This window comes from Pseudonocardia lutea, assembly GCF_042658055.1.
Lineage (GTDB): Bacteria > Actinomycetota > Actinomycetes > Mycobacteriales > Pseudonocardiaceae > Pseudonocardia > Pseudonocardia lutea.
The window spans coordinates 87001-103443 of record NZ_JBHSQK010000006.1 but is presented as its reverse complement, the minus strand read 5'-3'; the positions used below and the strand labels follow the sequence as shown (position 1 = coordinate 103443).

Here is a 16443-nt window from a genome sequence, read left to right as displayed (position 1 = left end):
TGCGCCTTGGCCAACAACTCCGCGCCGATCTCCACCCGCTCCCGCAACTCGCGGGTGGGCATCAGCCGGGCCAGCAGCGCCGGCGGCTCCACCGCGGTCAGGATCCGCGTCCCGGCCCCCTGGATCTCGAACTGCTCCGGGGAGAACAGCAGGAACGTGCAGTCCACCACCATGTCCACGCTCTTGAGCGCCTCCACCGCCAACCGGTTGCCCGCCAGCCCGGAGTCCCCGACCGCCCACGCCCCCGACGCGCTGACCGGGGCGGGCAGCCGCAGATGGAACCCCTGCGCACCCAGCTTCCCCACCGCCCACAAGAACGCATCGGCGTACTCGGCCCGCTCGGCCCCGCGGGTCAGCACCGCCACCGTCTCGCCCTCGTGCACCCCCGACAGGGTCAGCTGCTGCAGGCAGATCTCGTTGAACAGGTTCTGGTCCATGGCTCCTCCGGCCTCGGCTCCCGAGATAGTCCGAACACTGACGATTGCGCGTCCACGCCGCTCCGTCAAGCGCTGGATGTGACATCCGGGTGACGAAACGCCGGATCGGCCGCTCTGGACCGGTTACGAGACCTCCCGGCCGGCCGCGGCCCAGTCCGGGACCGCAGCTCGCGCTCGAGCACCGTGTCCGCGGGGTACCCGATCGCCTCCGGGGGCAGCGCCGCCCGGGGCCCGGACCGTAGCGGCCTGTCCGGTTCCGCGCCATCCGCCGGTCACCGGACGAGGTCCGGGTCCAGCCCGGCGAGGCGCGCGGGATCGGCCAGGATGTCGATCTCCGTGATCCGCCCGTCGACGATCGTGAACGCCAGCAGCGCGACCGGCCGGCCGTCGATCGTGCCGAGCACGCCCGGCTCGCCGTTGACCAGCACCCGGTGCCGGACCTGGTCGACGCTGCGGTACGCCGCAGCCTGACCTGCCACCGCCCGGGCCCCGCGCAGCGCGCGCAGGCCCGTTCCGGTGTCGGCCCGCAGCACGACGTCCGGGTCCAGGACCGCGACCAGGCCCTCCAGGTCGCCCTCCCGGGCCGCGGCGAGGAAGGCGTCGACCACCTCGCGGCGGGCGGCGCGGCTCCCGGACGACGCCGGCTCGGCACCGCGCACCCGGCGGCGGGCCCGGCTGGCCAGCTGCCGGGCCGCGGCCGGGGTCCGCTCCACGAGCCGGGCGATCTCCTCGAACGGCAGCCCGAACATGTCGTGGAGCACGAACGCGAGCCGCTCGTCCGGGGAGAGCGTCTCCAGCACGACGAGCAGCGCGAGCCCGACCGAGTCCGCGAGCTCGGCGCCGTACTCGGGGTCGTCGGCGTCGTCGTCGCGGCGGACGATCGGGTCCGGCAGGTGGTCCGGGAAGGGCTCCTCGCGGCGGGTCCGCCGGGCTCGCAGCTGGTTGAGCGCCACCCGGGCGACGACCGTGGTCAGCCAGGCCCGCGGGTTCTCCACGTGCGCGGGGTCGGAGCGGTGCAGCCGCAGCCAGGCCTCCTGCACGGCGTCGTCGGCGTCGCTGAGCGAGCCCAGCACCCGGTACGCCACCTGGCGCAGGTACAGCCGGTGCTCCTCGAACTCCTCGACCGGGTCCATCCGTCACATCCTCCCGTCGGCGCGTGTCGAGGGGGTGACCCACCGGAACCCGCCGATGTGACGGCGGGGAGAGGAGACCGACGTGAACGCACGGATGACGAACCCCGCCCTGGTCGTCCCGGGTGCCCTGCAGGCCCTGCTGGCGCTGGGCGAGGCGGAGAAGGCGACCGGGATCCCCGAGACCGTCCTGGAGCTGGTGCACCTGCGCGCCAGCCAGATCAACGGCTGCGGGGTGTGCGTGCACATGCACGCCCGGGCCCTGCGCAAGGCCGGCGAGCCCGACGAGCGGATCGACACGGTGGCCGGCTGGCGCGACGCCCCGTTCTTCACCGACGAGGAGCGGGCGGCGCTGGCCCTCGCCGAGGCCGTCACGCGGCTGGCGGACCGGTCCGACCCGGTGCCGGACGAGGTGTTCGAGGAGGCCGCGGCGCACTTCGACGAGCCGCAGCTCGGCGCGCTGATCCTCTCGATCGCGCACGTCAACCTGTGGAACCGGGTCAACGCGACCACCCACCAGGTCGCGGGCGCCTACTGACGGAACGCCGCGGCCGCCGCGACCTCGTCCCGCGAGGACCCCCGACGAGGTCGCGGCGGAGCCAGGTGTCCAAAGCTGAAACAGTTTGACCGGTGCGTGCGGGGGCAGGCTGCCCGGAGCAGCCTCCGAGGACGACGAAGGAGTCGATCCCCGCATGAAGACCAAGGCCGCGGTCGTCTACGAGACCGGCAAGCCGATCGAGATCGAGGAGCTGGAGCTCGACGGCCCGAAGGACGGCGAGGTCCTGATCCGCTACACCTACGCCGGTCTGTGCCACTCCGACGTGCACATCTCCCACGGCGACCTCGAGGCCCGCCTGCCGATGGTGCTCGGCCACGAGGGCGCCGGCATCATCGAGGAGGTCGGCCCGGGCGTCACCCGCGTGAAGGCGGGCGACCACGTCGTGTGCTCGTTCATCCCGAACTGCGGCGTCTGCCGCTGGTGCGCCACCGGCCAGCAGGCCATCTGCGACATGGGCGCCACCATCCTCGAGGGCTACCTGCCCGGCGAGCGCTTCCCCTTCACCGGCCCCAAGGGCGACTACGGCGCGATGTGCATGCTGGGCACCTTCTCCCAGTACGCGACCATCCACCAGAACTCCGTGGTCAAGGTCGACGACGACCTGCCGCTGGACAAGGCCGTTCTCGTCGGCTGCGGCGTGCCCACCGGGTGGGGCTCGGCGGTCAACGCCGCGGACGTCAAGCCGGGCGAGACGGTGATCGTCTCCGGCGTGGGCGGCATCGGCATCAACGCCGTGCAGGGTGCCCGCTACGCCGGTGCCAAGAACCTCATCGCCGTCGACCCGCTGCAGAACAAGCGGGAGAAGGCCATGGAGCTCGGCGCCACCCACGCCGTCGACACCATCGAGGAGGCGGCCGACCTCGCCCGCCAGATGACCAACGGCAACGGCGCCGACAAGGCCGTCGTGACCGCGGGCCTCGTGACCGAGGAGATCGTGACCGGCGCGTTCGACGCGATCGGCAAGGGCGGCACCGTCGTGCTGACGGGCCTGAACAAGCTGTCGGTGCAGAACGTCAACCTCCCCGGCTCGATCATGACGCTGTTCAAGAAGACGGTGAAGGGCTCGCTGTTCGGCGACTGCAACCCGACCACCGACATCCCGAAGATCCTGGGGCTGTACCAGTCCGGGGACCTCAAGCTCGACGAGCTGATCACCAAGACGTACTCCCTCGAGCAGGTCAACGAGGGCTACGAGGACCTGCTCAACGGCAAGAACGTCCGCGGCGTGCTCGTCCACGAGCACTGAGTCCCGGGACACCCGATCCGCCGCGGCGGGACCGGACCCGACCGGTCCCGCCGCGCGCGTCACGCCGGCCGCTCGCGCAGCGCCTCCGGGTCGATGCGCAGCTCGCGGATCCGGCGGTAGAGCGTGGTGCGGCTGATCCCGAGCCGGCGGGCGGCGTGCACCTTGTTGCCCCCGCAGCTCTCCAGGCAGCGCACGATCGCGTCCCGCTCCGCCTGCCAGAGGGCGCCCGGGACCGGTTCGCGCGGCCCCTCCCGGTAGCCCGGCGGCAGGTCGGCCTCGGTGAGGTCGCCCGCCGACCGCCGACCGGCGACGTACCCGACGACCGTGCCGAGCTCGCGCAGGTTGCCCGGCCAGTCGTGCGCGGCGAGGGTCCGCAAGGCGCCGGTGGTGAACCGGACGGCGTCGCCGGCGCGTTCCCGCAGCAGCGCGCCGGCGAGTGCCGGGACGCGGTCGCGCCGGCTGCGCACCGTCGGCAGCTCGAGCCGGACCGGGCAGCGGGCGCCGAACGCGGCCGTCTCCCCGGCCGGCAGGCCGTCGACCCCGGCGGTCAGCACCAGCCGCACGCCCCGCCGGTCCACCTCGCGGCCGAGGTGCGCCGCCACGGCCGGCGCGAGCAGGTGGGCGTCCTCGACCAGCAGCGTGCCCCCGTTTGGCACCTCCGTCAGCGGCGCGACGGTGTCGGCGACGGTGGCCCGGGCGCCGGCCAGCACGGTGAACGGGCCCGCGGCGGCCAGCTCGGCCGCGACCGTCGTCCGGCCCGTGCCCGGCTCGCCGAGCACCAGCACGTTCGCCTGCTCGGCGCGGTAGCGCAGGATCCGCGGCCGCAGCGCGGCGAACCAGTCCCGGTCCGGCGCGGGTCCCGCCGCGCGCACCACGGACGGGCGCGGCGGCCGTTCCAGCTCCACGAGGAAACCGCCGCCGTCGACGGGCTCGACGCGGGCGACCATCCGCCGTCCGGACGCCAGCTCGACCTCGGTGCGCACCACGCCGGGCCGCCCGTGCCGCAGCGCCTGCAGCGCGGCGTGGTCGACGGGCTGGAGCAGGTCCGCCGCGGCGTCGTTGGTGAGCACCAGGTCGGGCCCGAACGCCACCAGCGGCCCCGACGCCCGGACCCGCGCCGCCTCGAACGCCGCGAGCACCCGCCGGTGCGAGCCGCGGGCCTCGGCGAGCATCCCGTCGGCGATCTGCTGGGCGGCGCCGAGCAGGAAGGGCCGCAGCAGGGGGCTCGCGTCGGCCGTGAGGCAGGTGATGTCGAGGACGCCGGCGTGCCGCCCGGTCAGCGGGTCCCGGATCGGCACCCCGTAGCAGGCGAACCGCTTCAGCGACTCCAGGTAGTGCTCCGTGCCGACGACGGCGACCCCCCGGCGCAGCTCGGCGACGGTCGCCACCGAGTTGGTGCCGCTGACCTGCTCGGTGAACAGCCGGCCCGGCACCACCCCGACGGACTGCACCACCGGCTCCAGCTCGGGCGAGCCGTACCGGATGTCGACCAGCCGGGTCTCCCGGTCGGCGAGGACGAGGGCGAAGCGGGAGCCGTGCAGGTGGCCCTCCAGCGCCGTGAGCACCGGGCCCGCGGCGCGGCGCAGCCGGGTGCCGGGGTCCGTCTCGACGACCGCGCCGCCGTCGATGCGCGCCGCGGGGTCCAGGCCGCAGGACTCGAGGCGCCGCCAGGACTGGGCGATCTCGGGACGGAGCACGGGCATTCCCGGACCCTCCTCGCTGCGGGACCCACCGGTGCGGGGAGACGATGTGGCGAGTCGACGCCGATCCTATGCGGCGGGATGCATCCGGCGACTCAGAGCCGGGGGCCGTTCGGGGGACGGGGGTCCTCAGGCCGGCCACAGGTGACGTGTGCACGATGTGACGGGTGCAGCTGGACATCGACCGCCCCCCACCGGCCGTGGCCGCCGAGCGCCCGCGCCCGGACCTGCTCGGCCGGGCGGCCCTGCTCGTGGTCCTCGTCGTCACGGCGCTGTCGGTGGTGCGCGCCCTGGGGCCCCTGACCTACCCCGGCGACATCTGGCGCCAGTCCGACACCGCGTCGATGGCCCGCAACTACGCCGAGCACGGCCTGAACCTGTTCCTGCCGCAGATCAACTGGGGCGGGAACGGGCCCGGCTACGTCGAGTCCGAGCTGCCGATCATGCCGTGGCTCACCGGGATCCTCTACACGGTCCTCGGCGAGCACGAGTTCCTCGGCCGCCTGGTGTCGCTGGCCTTCATGCTGGTCGCGACCGCGGCCTTCTGGGGCCTGGCGAAGCGGATCCTCCCGCCGGCGGCCGCGCGCTGGGCGCTGATCGCCTGGGCGGTGTCCCCGGCGTTCATGCGCTGGGGCACGGCCTTCATGCCCGAGGCCACGGTGCTCGCCTTCACGGTCCTGGCGCTGCTGTTCTTCTGCCGCTGGCTGCAGGAGGACCGTCCGGGGTGGCTGGTGGCCGCGGCCGGGGCGGTCTCGCTGGCGGGGCTGGCCAAGCCGACCTCGCTGCACCTCGGGCTCGTGATGGGGCTGTGGCTGCTGCTCACGGCCCGCGACCGGCTGCGCCGGCCCTCGGTCTACCTGGCCGGGCTGGGCGCGCTCGTCCTGCCCGTGCTGTGGCTGCGGCACGCGTCGAGCCTCTACGAGACCTACGGCAACACCTTCGGCGTGATCTCCGGGGGCGACGACAAGTTCGGCAACCTCGCCCTGTGGCTGGGCGCCGACTTCTACCTCGGCAACGCCCGCAGCGAGGTGCTGTTCGTCTACGGCGTGGTCGGGGTGCCGTTCGCCCTGCTCGGCGCGGTCTGGCTGGGGCGGCACCGGCGCGGGGCGCCGGCCGCACCCTTCCTGCTCGCGGGTGCGGTCGCGCTCGTCGTCTACTACTTCGCCGTCGGCCGCTACAGCGGCTCGGACCTCGGCATCCAGTACCACGTCTACTCGCTGCCCTACGCCGCGGTCGCGATGGGGATCGGCGTCGTGGCCGCCCACCGGTTGCTGCGCGGGCGGGCCGGGGCGCGCGCGATCGCGGCGCTGGGGGTGCTGGCCGTGCTCGCGCTCGGCGCCCAGTCGCTCAACGTGTTCCGGCAGTCCTTCGACCCCGACGCCGGCGCCCTCGGCACGTGCGCCACCCAGCTGGCGGAGGTGTCCGCGCCCGGCGACCTCGTCGTCGTCGGCACGGACAGCACCACGACGATGGACGGCGTCGCGAACAACTACCAGGAACCGGTGATCCTGTACCGGGCCGACCGGTACGGCTGGGTGCTCGCCGCCGACCAGTACGACCCGGCCCGGCTCGCGGGCATGCGGGACCAGGGCGCCCGGTGGTTCGTCAACCCCGTGCCGGCGCAGCTCACGGCGCCGCTGGCCGGCTGGTTGCGCGACAACGCCGACCAGGTCCGCACCACCGCGTTCGACGGCTGCGACGTCTGGGCCCTCCGCACGCCCTGACCGGATCGCTCACTCGGCGGCGGCCAGCCCCGAGCCGTCCGGGGCGCCGAGCAGCGGCACGGGGACGCTGACGAGCGTGACGGTGGTGCCCGAGTCGTCCCGACGGATCGAGACCCGCTCCATGCACCCGCGCATGACGCTCATGCCGTAGCCCTTCTCGCCGTGGTCCGGTCGCCACATGCCCTCGTCGCGCACGGTCACGACGACCTGGCGGCTCGCCGGCCCGGCCACCAGCCGGCCGACGACCTCGACGTCCCCCGGGACTCCTCCGGCGTAGGCGTGCTTGACCGCGTTCGTGCAGGCCTCGCTCACGGCCAGGATCGCGTCCACCCGCTCGGCCTCGGGCCACTCCAGCGCCTGGAGCCAGCGGTCCAGCCCGGCCCGGAAGAAGGCGAGCTGCACCGGGTCCGCGCCGAACCGGATGCTGTAGAAGCCCGAGTCGTCCGCCATGCCCCCGAGGATGACGAAGCCCGGGGCCCTGCGCGACCGCTGGCCGGGCGGCGGCCGATCACCGGCTCGGCGCACCCGCGGCGTCAGCTCGGGCGGCGCTGCTCCGGGACCTCCACGACCGGATCGTCCACCGGGGCCGGGACACCGGTCGCCTCCGGTCCGACGATCTCGACGAGCTCCGGCCCGCCCTCGGCGTCGAGCGCGGCCCCCGCCGTCTCGGGCAGCCCGAGCACCCGCCGACGGGCCCGGGCCCGCCGGTTCAGCTCGGCCAGCTCCTCCGCGGTCCAACCTTGCCGCTCCGCCGGCGGCTTCCTGGTGACCATGCCGGGCACCCCCCCTGCTCACCCCTGTTCACGCCATTCGACCACGGAACGGCCGTCCGGGGCAGGGGCCACACGGCCCTCAGGAGGAGGTGCCCCTCGGCGCGCCGAAGGCCCGCCACTGGTCGACGAGGGAGTCGAGCACCGCGTCGTAGCCCTGGAACCCGTACGAGCCGACCGACTCCTGCGAGTTGATCCTCACCACCCGACCGGCCCGGACCGCGGGCAGGGTGCCCCACAACGGCGAGCTCTCCAGCTCGGCGCGCGCCGCCTCGCCGGCGGCCCCGGTGTTGAACATGACGACGAGGGTGTCGCCGGTGACCTGGCCGAGGCTCTCCGGGCTGACGGTGACGTACATGTCCTCGTACGCCTCGCCGGTCGTGGTCGCCGCCTCGGGCACGATCCGCCCGCCGCTCTCGACGAGCCACCGGGCCACGGAGGACCCGTTCGGCCCGTACACCCGGAACTGGCCGTCGCCGACGCCGAGCACCACCGAGACGTCGCCGATCCCGCCGATCTCCGCCAACCGCGCCGTGCGCCGCTCCGCGAAGGCCCGCACCACCACCTCGGCCTCGGCCTCCCGGCCGACGGCGGCCGCGATCGCCCGCAGGCTCACGGCCGCGTCGGTGAAGTCGACGTCCACCGGCACGGTCGGGGCGATCCGGGACAGGGCCGGGTACTGCTCGGAGATCCCGTCCGTCCAGCCGATCACGAGATCGGGCCGCAGCGCGGCCACCGCCTCCAGGTTCGGTTCGTCGGCCCCGCCACCCGTCGGCAGGACCGCGACCTCGCGTGCCCGATCGGCCACCACGGGCGGGAACGCCGTGCCGATGATGCTCTCGTAGGTCAGCGCGCCCACGGGCGTCACGCCGAGGGCGAGCAGGTGGGGCAGCGCGGCCCGGCGGTCGAGGGCCACCACCCGGGTCGGCGCGACCGGCACCTCGGTCGTGCCGAGCGGGTGGGTCACCGTGCGGGTCGTCGGCGCCGGCGCCCCGGACGGCCCGGACGAGCAGGCGGTCAGCAGCCCGGCGGCCCCCAGCACGGCGAGGAACTCGCGGCGGGTGGCGTCGACGACCTCGGGCGACCGGTCGAGCAGCAGCGGCATGACCGGGAGATTAGGTTCGCTTTGCCTAATGTGTCCAGACCGCGGACACCCGAGATGCAGCGAGCCCCGACCGGGACGCCGGTCGGGGCTCGCTGCTCTCGTGGTGCGCCCGAAGGGATTCGAACCCCTAACCTTCTGATCCGTAGTTGGGGCACGCCTGCCGACATGTCAGGCGACCAGCGGTAAGCCCGGCACCTAAGGCGGCCATATGGGAAACCGAGGCGTTACTGCACAGCAGTTCGTGGATCAGCCGGTGGATCACGATCATTGGTCGCTCGGTGGCCGACTACCGTCTGCGAGGTAGCAGCCGCGAGCTCTTAGCTCTACCTCCCCCGCGGACGCGAGCAACGGCCGACGTCGTCCAGCAATCTTCCGCGCCCCGGCGATCGAGTATGGCGCGAGGGTCGTCGTCACCAACAACGTCAAGGACTGACCGCCAGTTGCTGGCCTCTCCTGGACCGTCGGCACGAGGAGCCCAGACGACTTCGTTCTGGACCAACTCGTGCAGGAATCCGCCGGACAGAGTGGACGTGTGCCTGCCAACTCGAGGCGGAAGGGTTCGTCGAATCGGTCATGTGTCTTCTGGATCAAGACCAGACTGTCCCGCCATGCCCTGGACCGCAACTGACTCAGCGATCCGGCTACCCCACATATTAACGCGGCACGGCGGATTGACCAGGTCTGCACAACAGACCTGAACGGGACAGGTGAACGTCAGCGGCACAACCGTGAGCGGGAAACGGCCGGGCAGGTGGACGATCAACCGAAGCATTTCACTGAAGGCCACTCGGCAAGATGAAGCATTTGGCCGGTCAGGCCATCGGGCGCAAGTTCCCCGAGATCGCGCCGCCTCATGAAACGTCGGTCTAGCAACTGTACGTCATATTTGCTCCGGTGACTGACGAGAAGAAGACAGCCGGAAAACTGAGTCGGGCAATCCAGTCGATAACTTGATTGTCTGTCACAGTCCCGGGGCTCGAGAAGCGTGGAAACGTGAAGAGAGTCGTTCCATTTCGGTCCAACAAAACAAGACGCACGACGACCCAAGCATCTCCGTCGTCGGTTGAGAAGAATCTTGACAACAACTCTGCAGTCCCGTCGGAGCGAAGTCTGAGGGTTGGACCCTTGTCCAGGGTGCCGCCTACAAGGCCGGACAGCTTGCAATCGCCACTCCTGAGAGGGGCACCCCACATAAGGTCGACAGTTTGAACCGCATGGGTATCTAACCTTTGCCCCGGCTCCGGTTCGTCTGTCGATGCGCTTTGAACTTCGTCTCGCCTAACCACGGTCACAACGGCCGCGGTTTCAGCGGTCTCACCGTTGTTTGACTGCGCCTCATCGGTCATCATGATCCCCCCTGATCTGATTTGTCGCTGTCGCCCGCGGAAAGTGGATCAGACTAGACCCCGCCGTCGACGCCCACCACGGTCCTGATCTGTCGAAACCGTGGCATCGAGCCGACCGCGCGTACAAGAGGAGTAGTCCCGCATCACCTGTTCAGCTGTAGCCTGAACCGAAGGGACCACCCGACCGGACACAGCGATAGCAGGAATCACTCTGAAACACCGGGCGCGAAGCCCTCCACCCTGTCGCCGCCCGGTGCCGCGCCCGGGTCGCCACCGACGGCCCGCTCGCCCCCGAGCGCCTCCTGGAGGCCGACCGGGTGTTCCGCCTCGCCGGCAGCGACGACCCCGCCCTCCGGCTGTTGCTCACCCACATCGGCCCCGGCGACCGTGGATCGTGATCCACTCCGACGACCCGGAACGGGGCGGGCCCTAATCATACCTGCTGGTCAGGGCCCGATTCCGTGCTGTGCGCCCGAAGGGATTCGAACCCTTAACCTTCTGATCCGTAGTGGCGCACGCCAGCCGACATGTCAGGCGACGAGGACCTGCCGGAACGGGGTCTCCACCCCTGGCCGGGCCACCCGCCGCCACGCCGCGGCCATCGAGGTCGGTGACCGTGACGAGGAAGCCCGCGGCGTCGCCGCTGTGGACGCCCCGCATCGTCCGCACGGCGTGGAATGGCGGTGCCGCCGAGCGTTCTGGAGGCTCGGCGGCACCCCATAGCGGAGGCCGTCAGGCCTGGGACACCGACCGCGCGGCGCTGGCGAACCGTGGGGCGAGGAAGGCCACGATCGCGTCGGTGAGTTCCGAGGTCCGCGGGACGCAGCCGGACATGTTCAACGCGGCGTGGATCAGCCCCGGGATCCTGACGATCTGAGTGGGCACCCCCGCGTCCCGGAGGGCACGTCCGTAGGCCTCGGCCTCGTCCCGGCTCGGGTCGAGCTCGACCGTCAGAACCAAGGCCGGTGCCAGCCCGGCCAGCGATTCGGCCTTGCTGGGGACCGCCAGCGCGGACTCGCGGTCGCCGGCGGCGGGGACGTAGCGGCCCCAGCACTGGTCCGCGGCGGCCCCGGTCAGGATCGGTCCCTCGCGGTACCGCTCCTTCGACTCAGTCTGCGCAGCGGGGTCGATCGGCGGGTAGAGCAACACCTGCCCGACGAGCTCTGGACCCTGCTCGTCTCGGGCCCGCTGCGCCGCGACGGCAGCGAGGGTGCCGCCCCGCGCTCTCGCCCAGGACCGCGATCCGACGCGGATCGCCGCCGTACTCGGTGATGGCGTCCGCCGCCCAGGTCACTGCGGCGTAGCTGTCGTCGGTCGCGGCGGGGAACGGGTTCTCCGGAGCGAGGCGGTAGTCGGGGGACACGACGACCGCACCGAGGTCCTCGGCCAGCGCAGTGCACGGGCCCTCCGACAGCGCCGGGCTGCCGCCGTACCACCCGGGCCTCCATCAGACCCAGGGCGAGTCAGTCGGCGCAGATCCGCGACACCTCGGACTTGGAGATCCCGGTGTCCGCGCCCAGGGCCCGGACCAGGTCGTCGACCTTGCGANGGCGCAGATCCGCGACACCTCGGACTTGGAGATCCCGGTGTCCGCGCCCAGGGCCCGGACCAGGTCGTCGACCTTGCGAGTGGACACGCCGTGCAGGTAGGCCTCCATCACCACCGCGAACAGCGCCTGATCGATCCGCCGGCGCCGCTCCAACAGGCTGGGGAAGAACGAGCCGGTGCGCAGCTTCGGGATGCGCAGCTCCAGATCCCCCACCGTGCTGGTCAGAATGCGCGGGCGGTGCCCGTTGCGCTGCGCGGTGCGCGCGTCGCTGCGTTCGTGCGGGGCGGCGCCGATCACCGAGGTCAGCTCGGCTTCGATCAACGCCTGGTAGATCGTCTCCGCCGCCGTGCGGACGCGGTCTTCGACGTGGGCGGCCTTGAGTGTCTCCAGCACCTCGAGCAGGGCAGACTGGTCCAGGGTCATCGTGCGTCGTGTCCTTCCGCGAGCACCTTTGAGCCGGTCTCGCTGACCGTCGCACGATGGCCCCCTACTTCGAGGTCACCCACGCCGTCCGGGCCGAGGACCTACACCACGCCCGGGGACACAACTCCGCGTGGCAGCCCAACCGCAGGGACAGGCGGCTGTGCTCCCGGTCGTAGATTCACTTTCTTGCGAGGGTTGGCCGGTCTGTGGCTATGAGGGGTTTGCCACGGACCGGCCACCGACGACGTTGCGGAAGTGGATCAGGCCTTGCGTTTTCTGCACGACCGACCATCCCGTGGGATGGTCATAGGATGGCGAACGTTGTCCGGGAGGTGGTATGGCCGAGGTCGACAAGAGCGAGAAGGTCACCGTGAACGTCGGCCTGGTCGACCTGGGCCAGATCGACCTCCTCGTCGACGAGGGGTTCTATGCCAACCGCACGGACTTCATCCGTACGGCCATCCGCCGGCAGCTCGAGAGCCGGGCCGGGGCGGTGGACGATTCGGTGTCCCGGCGGACCCTCACCCTCGGCACCCTTCATCTCGGGCGCGGTGATCTGGAGCGGCTGCGCGACGCCGGCTCCACGACAGAGATCCGGGTCCTCGGCCTCGCCACCCTCGCCGACGACATCACCCCCGAGCTCGCCCTGGCCACGATCTCAGTGGTCGAGGTTCTCGGCGCGTTCCGGGCGCCACCGGCGGTGAAGGCCGCGTTGAGGTCCCGGACCGTGTAGCTCCCGCCACCCTGACCGCCCACCCTGAGCACCCCCCGACCGTCCAGCCCCGGCGGTCCCGCGCCGCACGACGGCCCCCGCGAGCGCGGGTGCCGCTCCCGTCCTCCGAAGGGGTCTCCTCATGGTCGACGATCGTCTCGCCGGTATGTCCGAAGCACTCCACCTCACGCGTCGGGGCCGGTTGCAGGAGGCGTGTGCAGTGCTGCAGCACTCCCTCGGCACGAGCGCCCCCGTTCCGCCCGCCGGGGGCTCCTCCTGGAAACCGGGGCTCGCGTCCCAGGTCGGCCCGTCCAGGACCGCGCGCCCCGGAGCGGCGCACTCGAGGGAGATGCGCCGGCTCAGCCACACCGAGCCTGCGGGGACCCGCGCCTACGAGCTGTACGTCCCGACCGGCTACCGGAGCGATCCGGTACCCCTCGTCGTAATGCTCCACGGCGGGAAACAGCACGCCGCGGACTGCGCGGCCGGGACCCGGATGAACGAGCTCGCAGAGGAGCACACCTTCCTCGTCGCCTACCCCGAGCAGTCGCGGCGGGCCAACAGTGGCCGGTACTGGAACTGGTTCTCTCCCGCGAACCAGCGGGCGGGCTCCGGGGAGCCGTCGATCATCGCCGGCATCACGCGGCAGGTCGCCACCGACCTGGCGGTCGACTGGCGGCGCATCTACGTGGCGGGGCTGTCCGCGGGTGGGGCCATGGCCGCGGTGATGGCCGCGACCTACCCGGAGCTCTACGCTGCCGTCGGTATCCATTCGGGCCTGGGCTACCGGTCGGCCACAGACGTCGGGTCGGCCTTCGCGGCCATGCGGTCCGGTGGATCGCCGGCGTCTGGCGGAACCGTGCCCCTGATTGTCTTCCACGGCGACCGCGACAGGGTCGTCACCCCGGTCAGCGCCGAGAAGATCGTTGCCGCCCGGCTCGCAAATGTGCCTGGGTCGGTCTCGGACGCCACGGAGGTCGCCGGGCCGGGACACGCCGCGACGCGCACGGTCCACCGCGACGTCGACGGCCGTGTCCTCGTCGAGTCCTGGACCGTCCACGGTGGCGGTCACGCCTGGTTCGGGGGCAGCCCGGCCGGCTCCTACACCGACCCCTCCGGTCCCGAAGCCTCGGCGGAGATGATCAGGTTCTTCCTGGCCACGGGCGGGCGCCCCTCCACGGTCCACGGTCGTACCGATCTGTGAGGCGGAGCGCCACCGGCCGAGCCTACGAGCGGCACCCCCGCCTGAGGTCCCTCTCATGCCGGCACTCCTCCGGCCGAGGCGTTTCGACGCACACCTTTCGTGGATCGTGATCGACTTCGGCGACCTGGAACGAGTCGAGCCCTGACCATACCTGCTGGTCAGGGCCCGATTCTGTGCTGTGCGCCCGAAGGGATTCGAACCCCTAACCTTCTGATCCGTAGTCAGATGCTCTATCCGTTGAGCTACGGGCGCCGGTACCGCATTCAGTTGTACTCCATGCCGTGTCCGACCCGGAAGTCGACCCACGCCAGCGGAGGCTCCGGGATTTGAACCCGGGATGGGGGGTGACCCCAAACCGCATTAGCAGTGCGGCGCCATAGACCAGACTAGGCGAAGCCTCCCGGGGCCTCTCGGCCTCCAGCGGGTCCAAGAGTACACACGGCCCGGAGGGGGTTCGCACCCCACCCCGGGTCGCGTGATCGATGCAGGTCAGCGGGACGTCTCGGCCAGCTCGAGGAAGGGCGCCAGCGCGTCGGGGTTCTGCAGCGCGCCCTTGCTCACCGCCGTGTCCGGGCTCACCCCGGCGAGGATCTTCTTGACCGGCACCTCGCACTTCTTGCCGTTCAGGGTGCGCGGCACGGCGTCGACGACCACGAACCGGTCCGGGACGTGCCGCGGCGAGAGCTCGCTGCGCAGCGCCTTGCGCAGCCGCGGCTCGACCTCCTCCAGGGAGGCGCCCGGGGCCAGCACGAGGAAGCACAGCAGCGCCCCCTCCTCCTTGGCGCCCAGCGCCGTGGTGTCGATCACCAGCGAGTCCGCGACCTCCTCGAAGCCCTCGACGACGGCGTAGAAGTCCGCGGTGCCCATCCGGACCCCGCCGCGGTTCAGCGTGGAGTCCGAGCGGCCGTAGATCACGAACGAGCCGCGCGGGGTGGCCCGCACCCAGTCCCCGTGCCGCCAGACCCCCGGGTACATCTCGTAGTAGGCCTCGCGCAGCCGGCTGCCGTCCGGGTCGTTCCAGAACATCACCGGCATGGACGGCATGGGCTGGGTGATGACGAGCTCGCCCACCTCGACCGGATCGGCGCTGACGAGATCGTCGCCACGCTCGTCGACCGAGTGCACGTCGGCCCCGAGCGCGGCCACCGACAGCTCACCCAGCCACACCGGCACCGTGGGCGCCGAGCACACGAAGGCGGCGCAGACGTCCGTGCCGCCGGAGACCGAGCAGATCTGGATGTGCTCGCCGCAGGCCTCGGCGATCCACCGGAAGCCCTCGACGGACAGCGGGGACCCGGTGGAGCCGAGCGCCCGCATCCGGGACAGGTCGTAGGAGTCCCGCGGCCGCAGCCCCTTCTTCAGGCAGGACTGGACGAAGGGCGCGGACACGCCGAAGACCGTGACGCCGTGCTTCTCGGCCAGCGCCCACAGCGCGCCGAGGTCCGGGTAGCCGGGGTTGCCGTCGAACAGCAGGATCGTCGACCCGACGAGAAGGCCGCCGACCAGGAAGTTCCACATCATCCAGCCGGTGGTGGTGAACCAGAAGAAGGTCTCCCCCGGCCCCAGGTCGTTCTGCAGCCGCATGGCCTTGAGGTGCTCGAGCACGATCCCGCCGTGCGAGTGCACGATTCCCTTGGGCAGACCCGTCGTGCCGGAGGAGTAGAGCACCCACAGCGGGTGGTCGAAGGGCACCGCCTCGAACTCCAGCGGGCCCGCCTCGGCGGTGAACTCCGCCCACGACACCACCGACCCGTCCGTCCCCTCGAGCGTGGCCTCCGGGTCGAGGTAGGGCACCAGCACGGTCTGCCGCACGGTCGGCAGCTGCTCCCGCAGCCCCGCGACGGTCGTGCGGATGTCGAAGGCCTTGCCGTTGTAGCGGTAGCCGTCGACGGCCAGCAGCACCACGGGCTCGATCTGCGCGAACCGGTCGTCCACGGCCCGGGCGCCGAAGTCAGGCGAGCACGAGGACCACACCGCGCCCAGCGACGCCGCCGCGAGGAAGGTGACCAGGGTCTCGACGGAGTTCGGGGCCAGCGCCACCACCCGGTCGCCCTTCCCGACGCCCGCGGCGACCAGCCCGGCCCGGGCGCGGGCGACCTGCTCGCGCAGCTCGGCGTGCGTGACGATGCGCTCCAGCCCGTCCTCGCGGGCGAACACCACCGCGGTGTCGGCGTCCTCACGGCCCGGCCCCGGGGTGAGGGCGTGCTCGGCGTAGTTCAGCGTGGCGCCCGGGAACCACTGCGCGCCGGGCATCTCCCGCGAGCCCAGCACCGCGGTCGGCCGGTCCCGGAAGATCACGCCCAGGAACTCCGCCGCCGCGCCCCAGAACCCCTCCAGGTCGCGCACCGACCAGGCGTGCAGCTCCGCGTAGTCCGTGTCGGACGCCAGCTCGACACCCTCGTGTTCCCGCACCCAGCGCGCGAACTCGGCGATAGCGGTGCGGCCGGCCTGCTCCGGGGACGGGGACCAGAGGACCTCGGGGACGTCGGCGTCGAGAGTCATGGCGCCATCGTCGCCGACGCCGTGGGAGCGGGGCCA

14 protein-coding genes, 2 tRNA genes and 2 pseudogenes are annotated in these 16443 nt (G+C 72.1%); 5 read left to right on the top strand and 13 right to left on the bottom strand.

The genetic code is table 11. From position 1 onward, the window contains the following. Positions 1-437: 2,5-dihydroxypyridine 5,6-dioxygenase NicX family protein (locus ACFQH9_RS02980; RefSeq protein ID WP_465269510.1), on the bottom strand; the 437-nt coding region annotated here is incomplete at its 3' end. Between the two features lie 272 nt (positions 438-709). Continuing rightward, entirely contained in the window at positions 710-1570 is an 861-nt protein-coding gene (locus ACFQH9_RS02975) for a sigma-70 family RNA polymerase sigma factor (RefSeq protein ID WP_379563898.1), read from the bottom strand. An 82-nt stretch (positions 1571-1652) separates the two neighbouring features. Here ACFQH9_RS02975 and ACFQH9_RS02970 point away from each other — a divergent pair, with 82 nt between their 5' ends. Continuing rightward, positions 1653-2105, top strand: coding sequence for a carboxymuconolactone decarboxylase family protein (locus ACFQH9_RS02970; protein WP_379563896.1), 453 nt, complete (start codon positions 1653-1655; stop codon positions 2103-2105). Between the two features lie 154 nt (positions 2106-2259). Continuing rightward, positions 2260-3372 carry an NDMA-dependent alcohol dehydrogenase gene (locus ACFQH9_RS02965; RefSeq protein WP_379563894.1) on the top strand — a complete coding sequence of 371 codons (1113 nt, stop codon included), beginning with the start codon at positions 2260-2262 and terminating at the stop codon, positions 3370-3372. 59 nt (positions 3373-3431) lie between these two features. On the opposite strand, the gene ACFQH9_RS02960 is transcribed toward ACFQH9_RS02965, so the two are convergent. After that, entirely contained in the window at positions 3432-5075 is a 1644-nt protein-coding gene (locus tag ACFQH9_RS02960) for a sigma-54-dependent Fis family transcriptional regulator (RefSeq protein ID WP_379563892.1), read from the bottom strand. Between the two features lie 164 nt (positions 5076-5239). Here ACFQH9_RS02960 and ACFQH9_RS02955 point away from each other — a divergent pair, with 164 nt between their 5' ends. Then, positions 5240-6796 carry an ArnT family glycosyltransferase gene (locus ACFQH9_RS02955; RefSeq protein ID WP_379563890.1) on the top strand — a complete coding sequence of 519 codons (1557 nt, stop codon included), beginning with the start codon at positions 5240-5242 and terminating at the stop codon, positions 6794-6796. A gap of 9 nt (positions 6797-6805) precedes the next feature. Here the strand turns inward: ACFQH9_RS02955 and ACFQH9_RS02950 are convergent, their stop codons facing one another. The 7 genes and pseudogenes from ACFQH9_RS02950 to ACFQH9_RS02920 form a co-directional block, all read right to left on the bottom strand. Then, a complete protein-coding gene (locus tag ACFQH9_RS02950; protein WP_379563888.1) occupies positions 6806-7246 on the bottom strand; it encodes an ATP-binding protein in 441 nt (146 codons plus the stop codon). A gap of 83 nt (positions 7247-7329) precedes the next feature. Beyond that, the gene (locus tag ACFQH9_RS02945; protein ID WP_379563886.1) at positions 7330-7569 is read right to left on the bottom strand and encodes a hypothetical protein; all 240 of its coding nucleotides are present in this window, start codon (positions 7567-7569) and stop codon (positions 7330-7332) included. A gap of 79 nt (positions 7570-7648) precedes the next feature. Further along, positions 7649-8671 (bottom strand): ABC transporter substrate-binding protein, encoded by a 1023-nt coding sequence (locus ACFQH9_RS02940; RefSeq protein WP_379563884.1) that lies wholly within the window; start codon positions 8669-8671, stop codon positions 7649-7651. A gap of 866 nt (positions 8672-9537) precedes the next feature. Next, positions 9538-9864: a DUF6294 family protein gene (locus ACFQH9_RS02935; protein ID WP_379563908.1), complete on the bottom strand. Its 327-nt coding sequence runs from the start codon at positions 9862-9864 to the stop codon at positions 9538-9540. 885 nt (positions 9865-10749) lie between these two features. After that, on the bottom strand, positions 10750-11271 hold the full coding sequence (locus tag ACFQH9_RS02930) for an alpha/beta hydrolase fold domain-containing protein (RefSeq protein ID WP_379563906.1): 522 nt from the start codon (positions 11269-11271) through the stop codon (positions 10750-10752). Continuing rightward, positions 11240-11443, bottom strand: a pseudogene (locus ACFQH9_RS02925) (alpha/beta hydrolase fold domain-containing protein); the annotation flags it as partial. The pseudogene ACFQH9_RS02925 and the gene ACFQH9_RS02930, both read right to left, overlap by 32 nt. A 126-nt stretch (positions 11444-11569) precedes the next feature. Continuing rightward, positions 11570-11989 (bottom strand): annotated as a pseudogene (locus ACFQH9_RS02920) (transposase); the annotation flags it as partial. A 337-nt stretch (positions 11990-12326) separates the two neighbouring features. Between ACFQH9_RS02920 and ACFQH9_RS02915 the strand changes: the two are divergent. Continuing rightward, a complete protein-coding gene (locus tag ACFQH9_RS02915) occupies positions 12327-12722 on the top strand; it encodes a CopG family transcriptional regulator (RefSeq protein WP_379563882.1) in 396 nt (131 codons plus the stop codon). 121 nt (positions 12723-12843) lie between these two features. Further along, complete coding sequence (locus tag ACFQH9_RS02910; protein WP_379563880.1) at positions 12844-13905, top strand: extracellular catalytic domain type 1 short-chain-length polyhydroxyalkanoate depolymerase; 1062 nt, start codon at positions 12844-12846, stop codon at positions 13903-13905. A gap of 179 nt (positions 13906-14084) precedes the next feature. On the opposite strand, the gene ACFQH9_RS02905 is transcribed toward ACFQH9_RS02910, so the two are convergent. The 3 genes from ACFQH9_RS02905 to ACFQH9_RS02895 all read right to left on the bottom strand — a co-directional run bounded on the left by ACFQH9_RS02905 (position 14085) and on the right by ACFQH9_RS02895 (position 16407). After that, a tRNA-Arg gene (locus ACFQH9_RS02905) sits at positions 14085-14157 on the bottom strand. 59 nt (positions 14158-14216) lie between these two features. Further along, positions 14217-14306 (bottom strand) — tRNA-Ser (locus ACFQH9_RS02900). Between the two features lie 88 nt (positions 14307-14394). Beyond that, positions 14395-16407, bottom strand: a complete 2013-nt coding sequence (locus ACFQH9_RS02895; RefSeq protein ID WP_379563878.1) for an acetoacetate--CoA ligase — start codon at positions 16405-16407, stop codon at positions 14395-14397. Positions 16408-16443 lie beyond the last annotated feature (36 nt).

What these genes read in the sequence shown, in the direction of transcription:
- ACFQH9_RS02950 (WP_379563888.1), bottom strand. Translation starts at nt 7,246, where the DNA reads ATGGCGGACGACTCGGGCTTCTACAGCATCCGGTTCGGCGCGGACCCG.
- ACFQH9_RS02895 (WP_379563878.1), bottom strand. Translation starts at nt 16,407, where the DNA reads ATGACTCTCGACGCCGACGTCCCCGAGGTCCTCTGGTCCCCGTCCCCG.
- ACFQH9_RS02960 (WP_379563892.1), bottom strand. Translation starts at nt 5,075, where the DNA reads ATGCCCGTGCTCCGTCCCGAGATCGCCCAGTCCTGGCGGCGCCTCGAG.
- ACFQH9_RS02910 (WP_379563880.1), top strand. Translation starts at nt 12,844, where the DNA reads ATGGTCGACGATCGTCTCGCCGGTATGTCCGAAGCACTCCACCTCACG.
- ACFQH9_RS02940 (WP_379563884.1), bottom strand. Translation starts at nt 8,671, where the DNA reads ATGCCGCTGCTGCTCGACCGGTCGCCCGAGGTCGTCGACGCCACCCGC.
- ACFQH9_RS02945 (WP_379563886.1), bottom strand. Translation starts at nt 7,569, where the DNA reads ATGGTCACCAGGAAGCCGCCGGCGGAGCGGCAAGGTTGGACCGCGGAG.
- ACFQH9_RS02975 (WP_379563898.1), bottom strand. Translation starts at nt 1,570, where the DNA reads ATGGACCCGGTCGAGGAGTTCGAGGAGCACCGGCTGTACCTGCGCCAG.
- ACFQH9_RS02935 (WP_379563908.1), bottom strand. Translation starts at nt 9,864, where the DNA reads ATGTGGGGTGCCCCTCTCAGGAGTGGCGATTGCAAGCTGTCCGGCCTT.
- ACFQH9_RS02965 (WP_379563894.1), top strand. Translation starts at nt 2,260, where the DNA reads ATGAAGACCAAGGCCGCGGTCGTCTACGAGACCGGCAAGCCGATCGAG.
- ACFQH9_RS02915 (WP_379563882.1), top strand. Translation starts at nt 12,327, where the DNA reads ATGGCCGAGGTCGACAAGAGCGAGAAGGTCACCGTGAACGTCGGCCTG.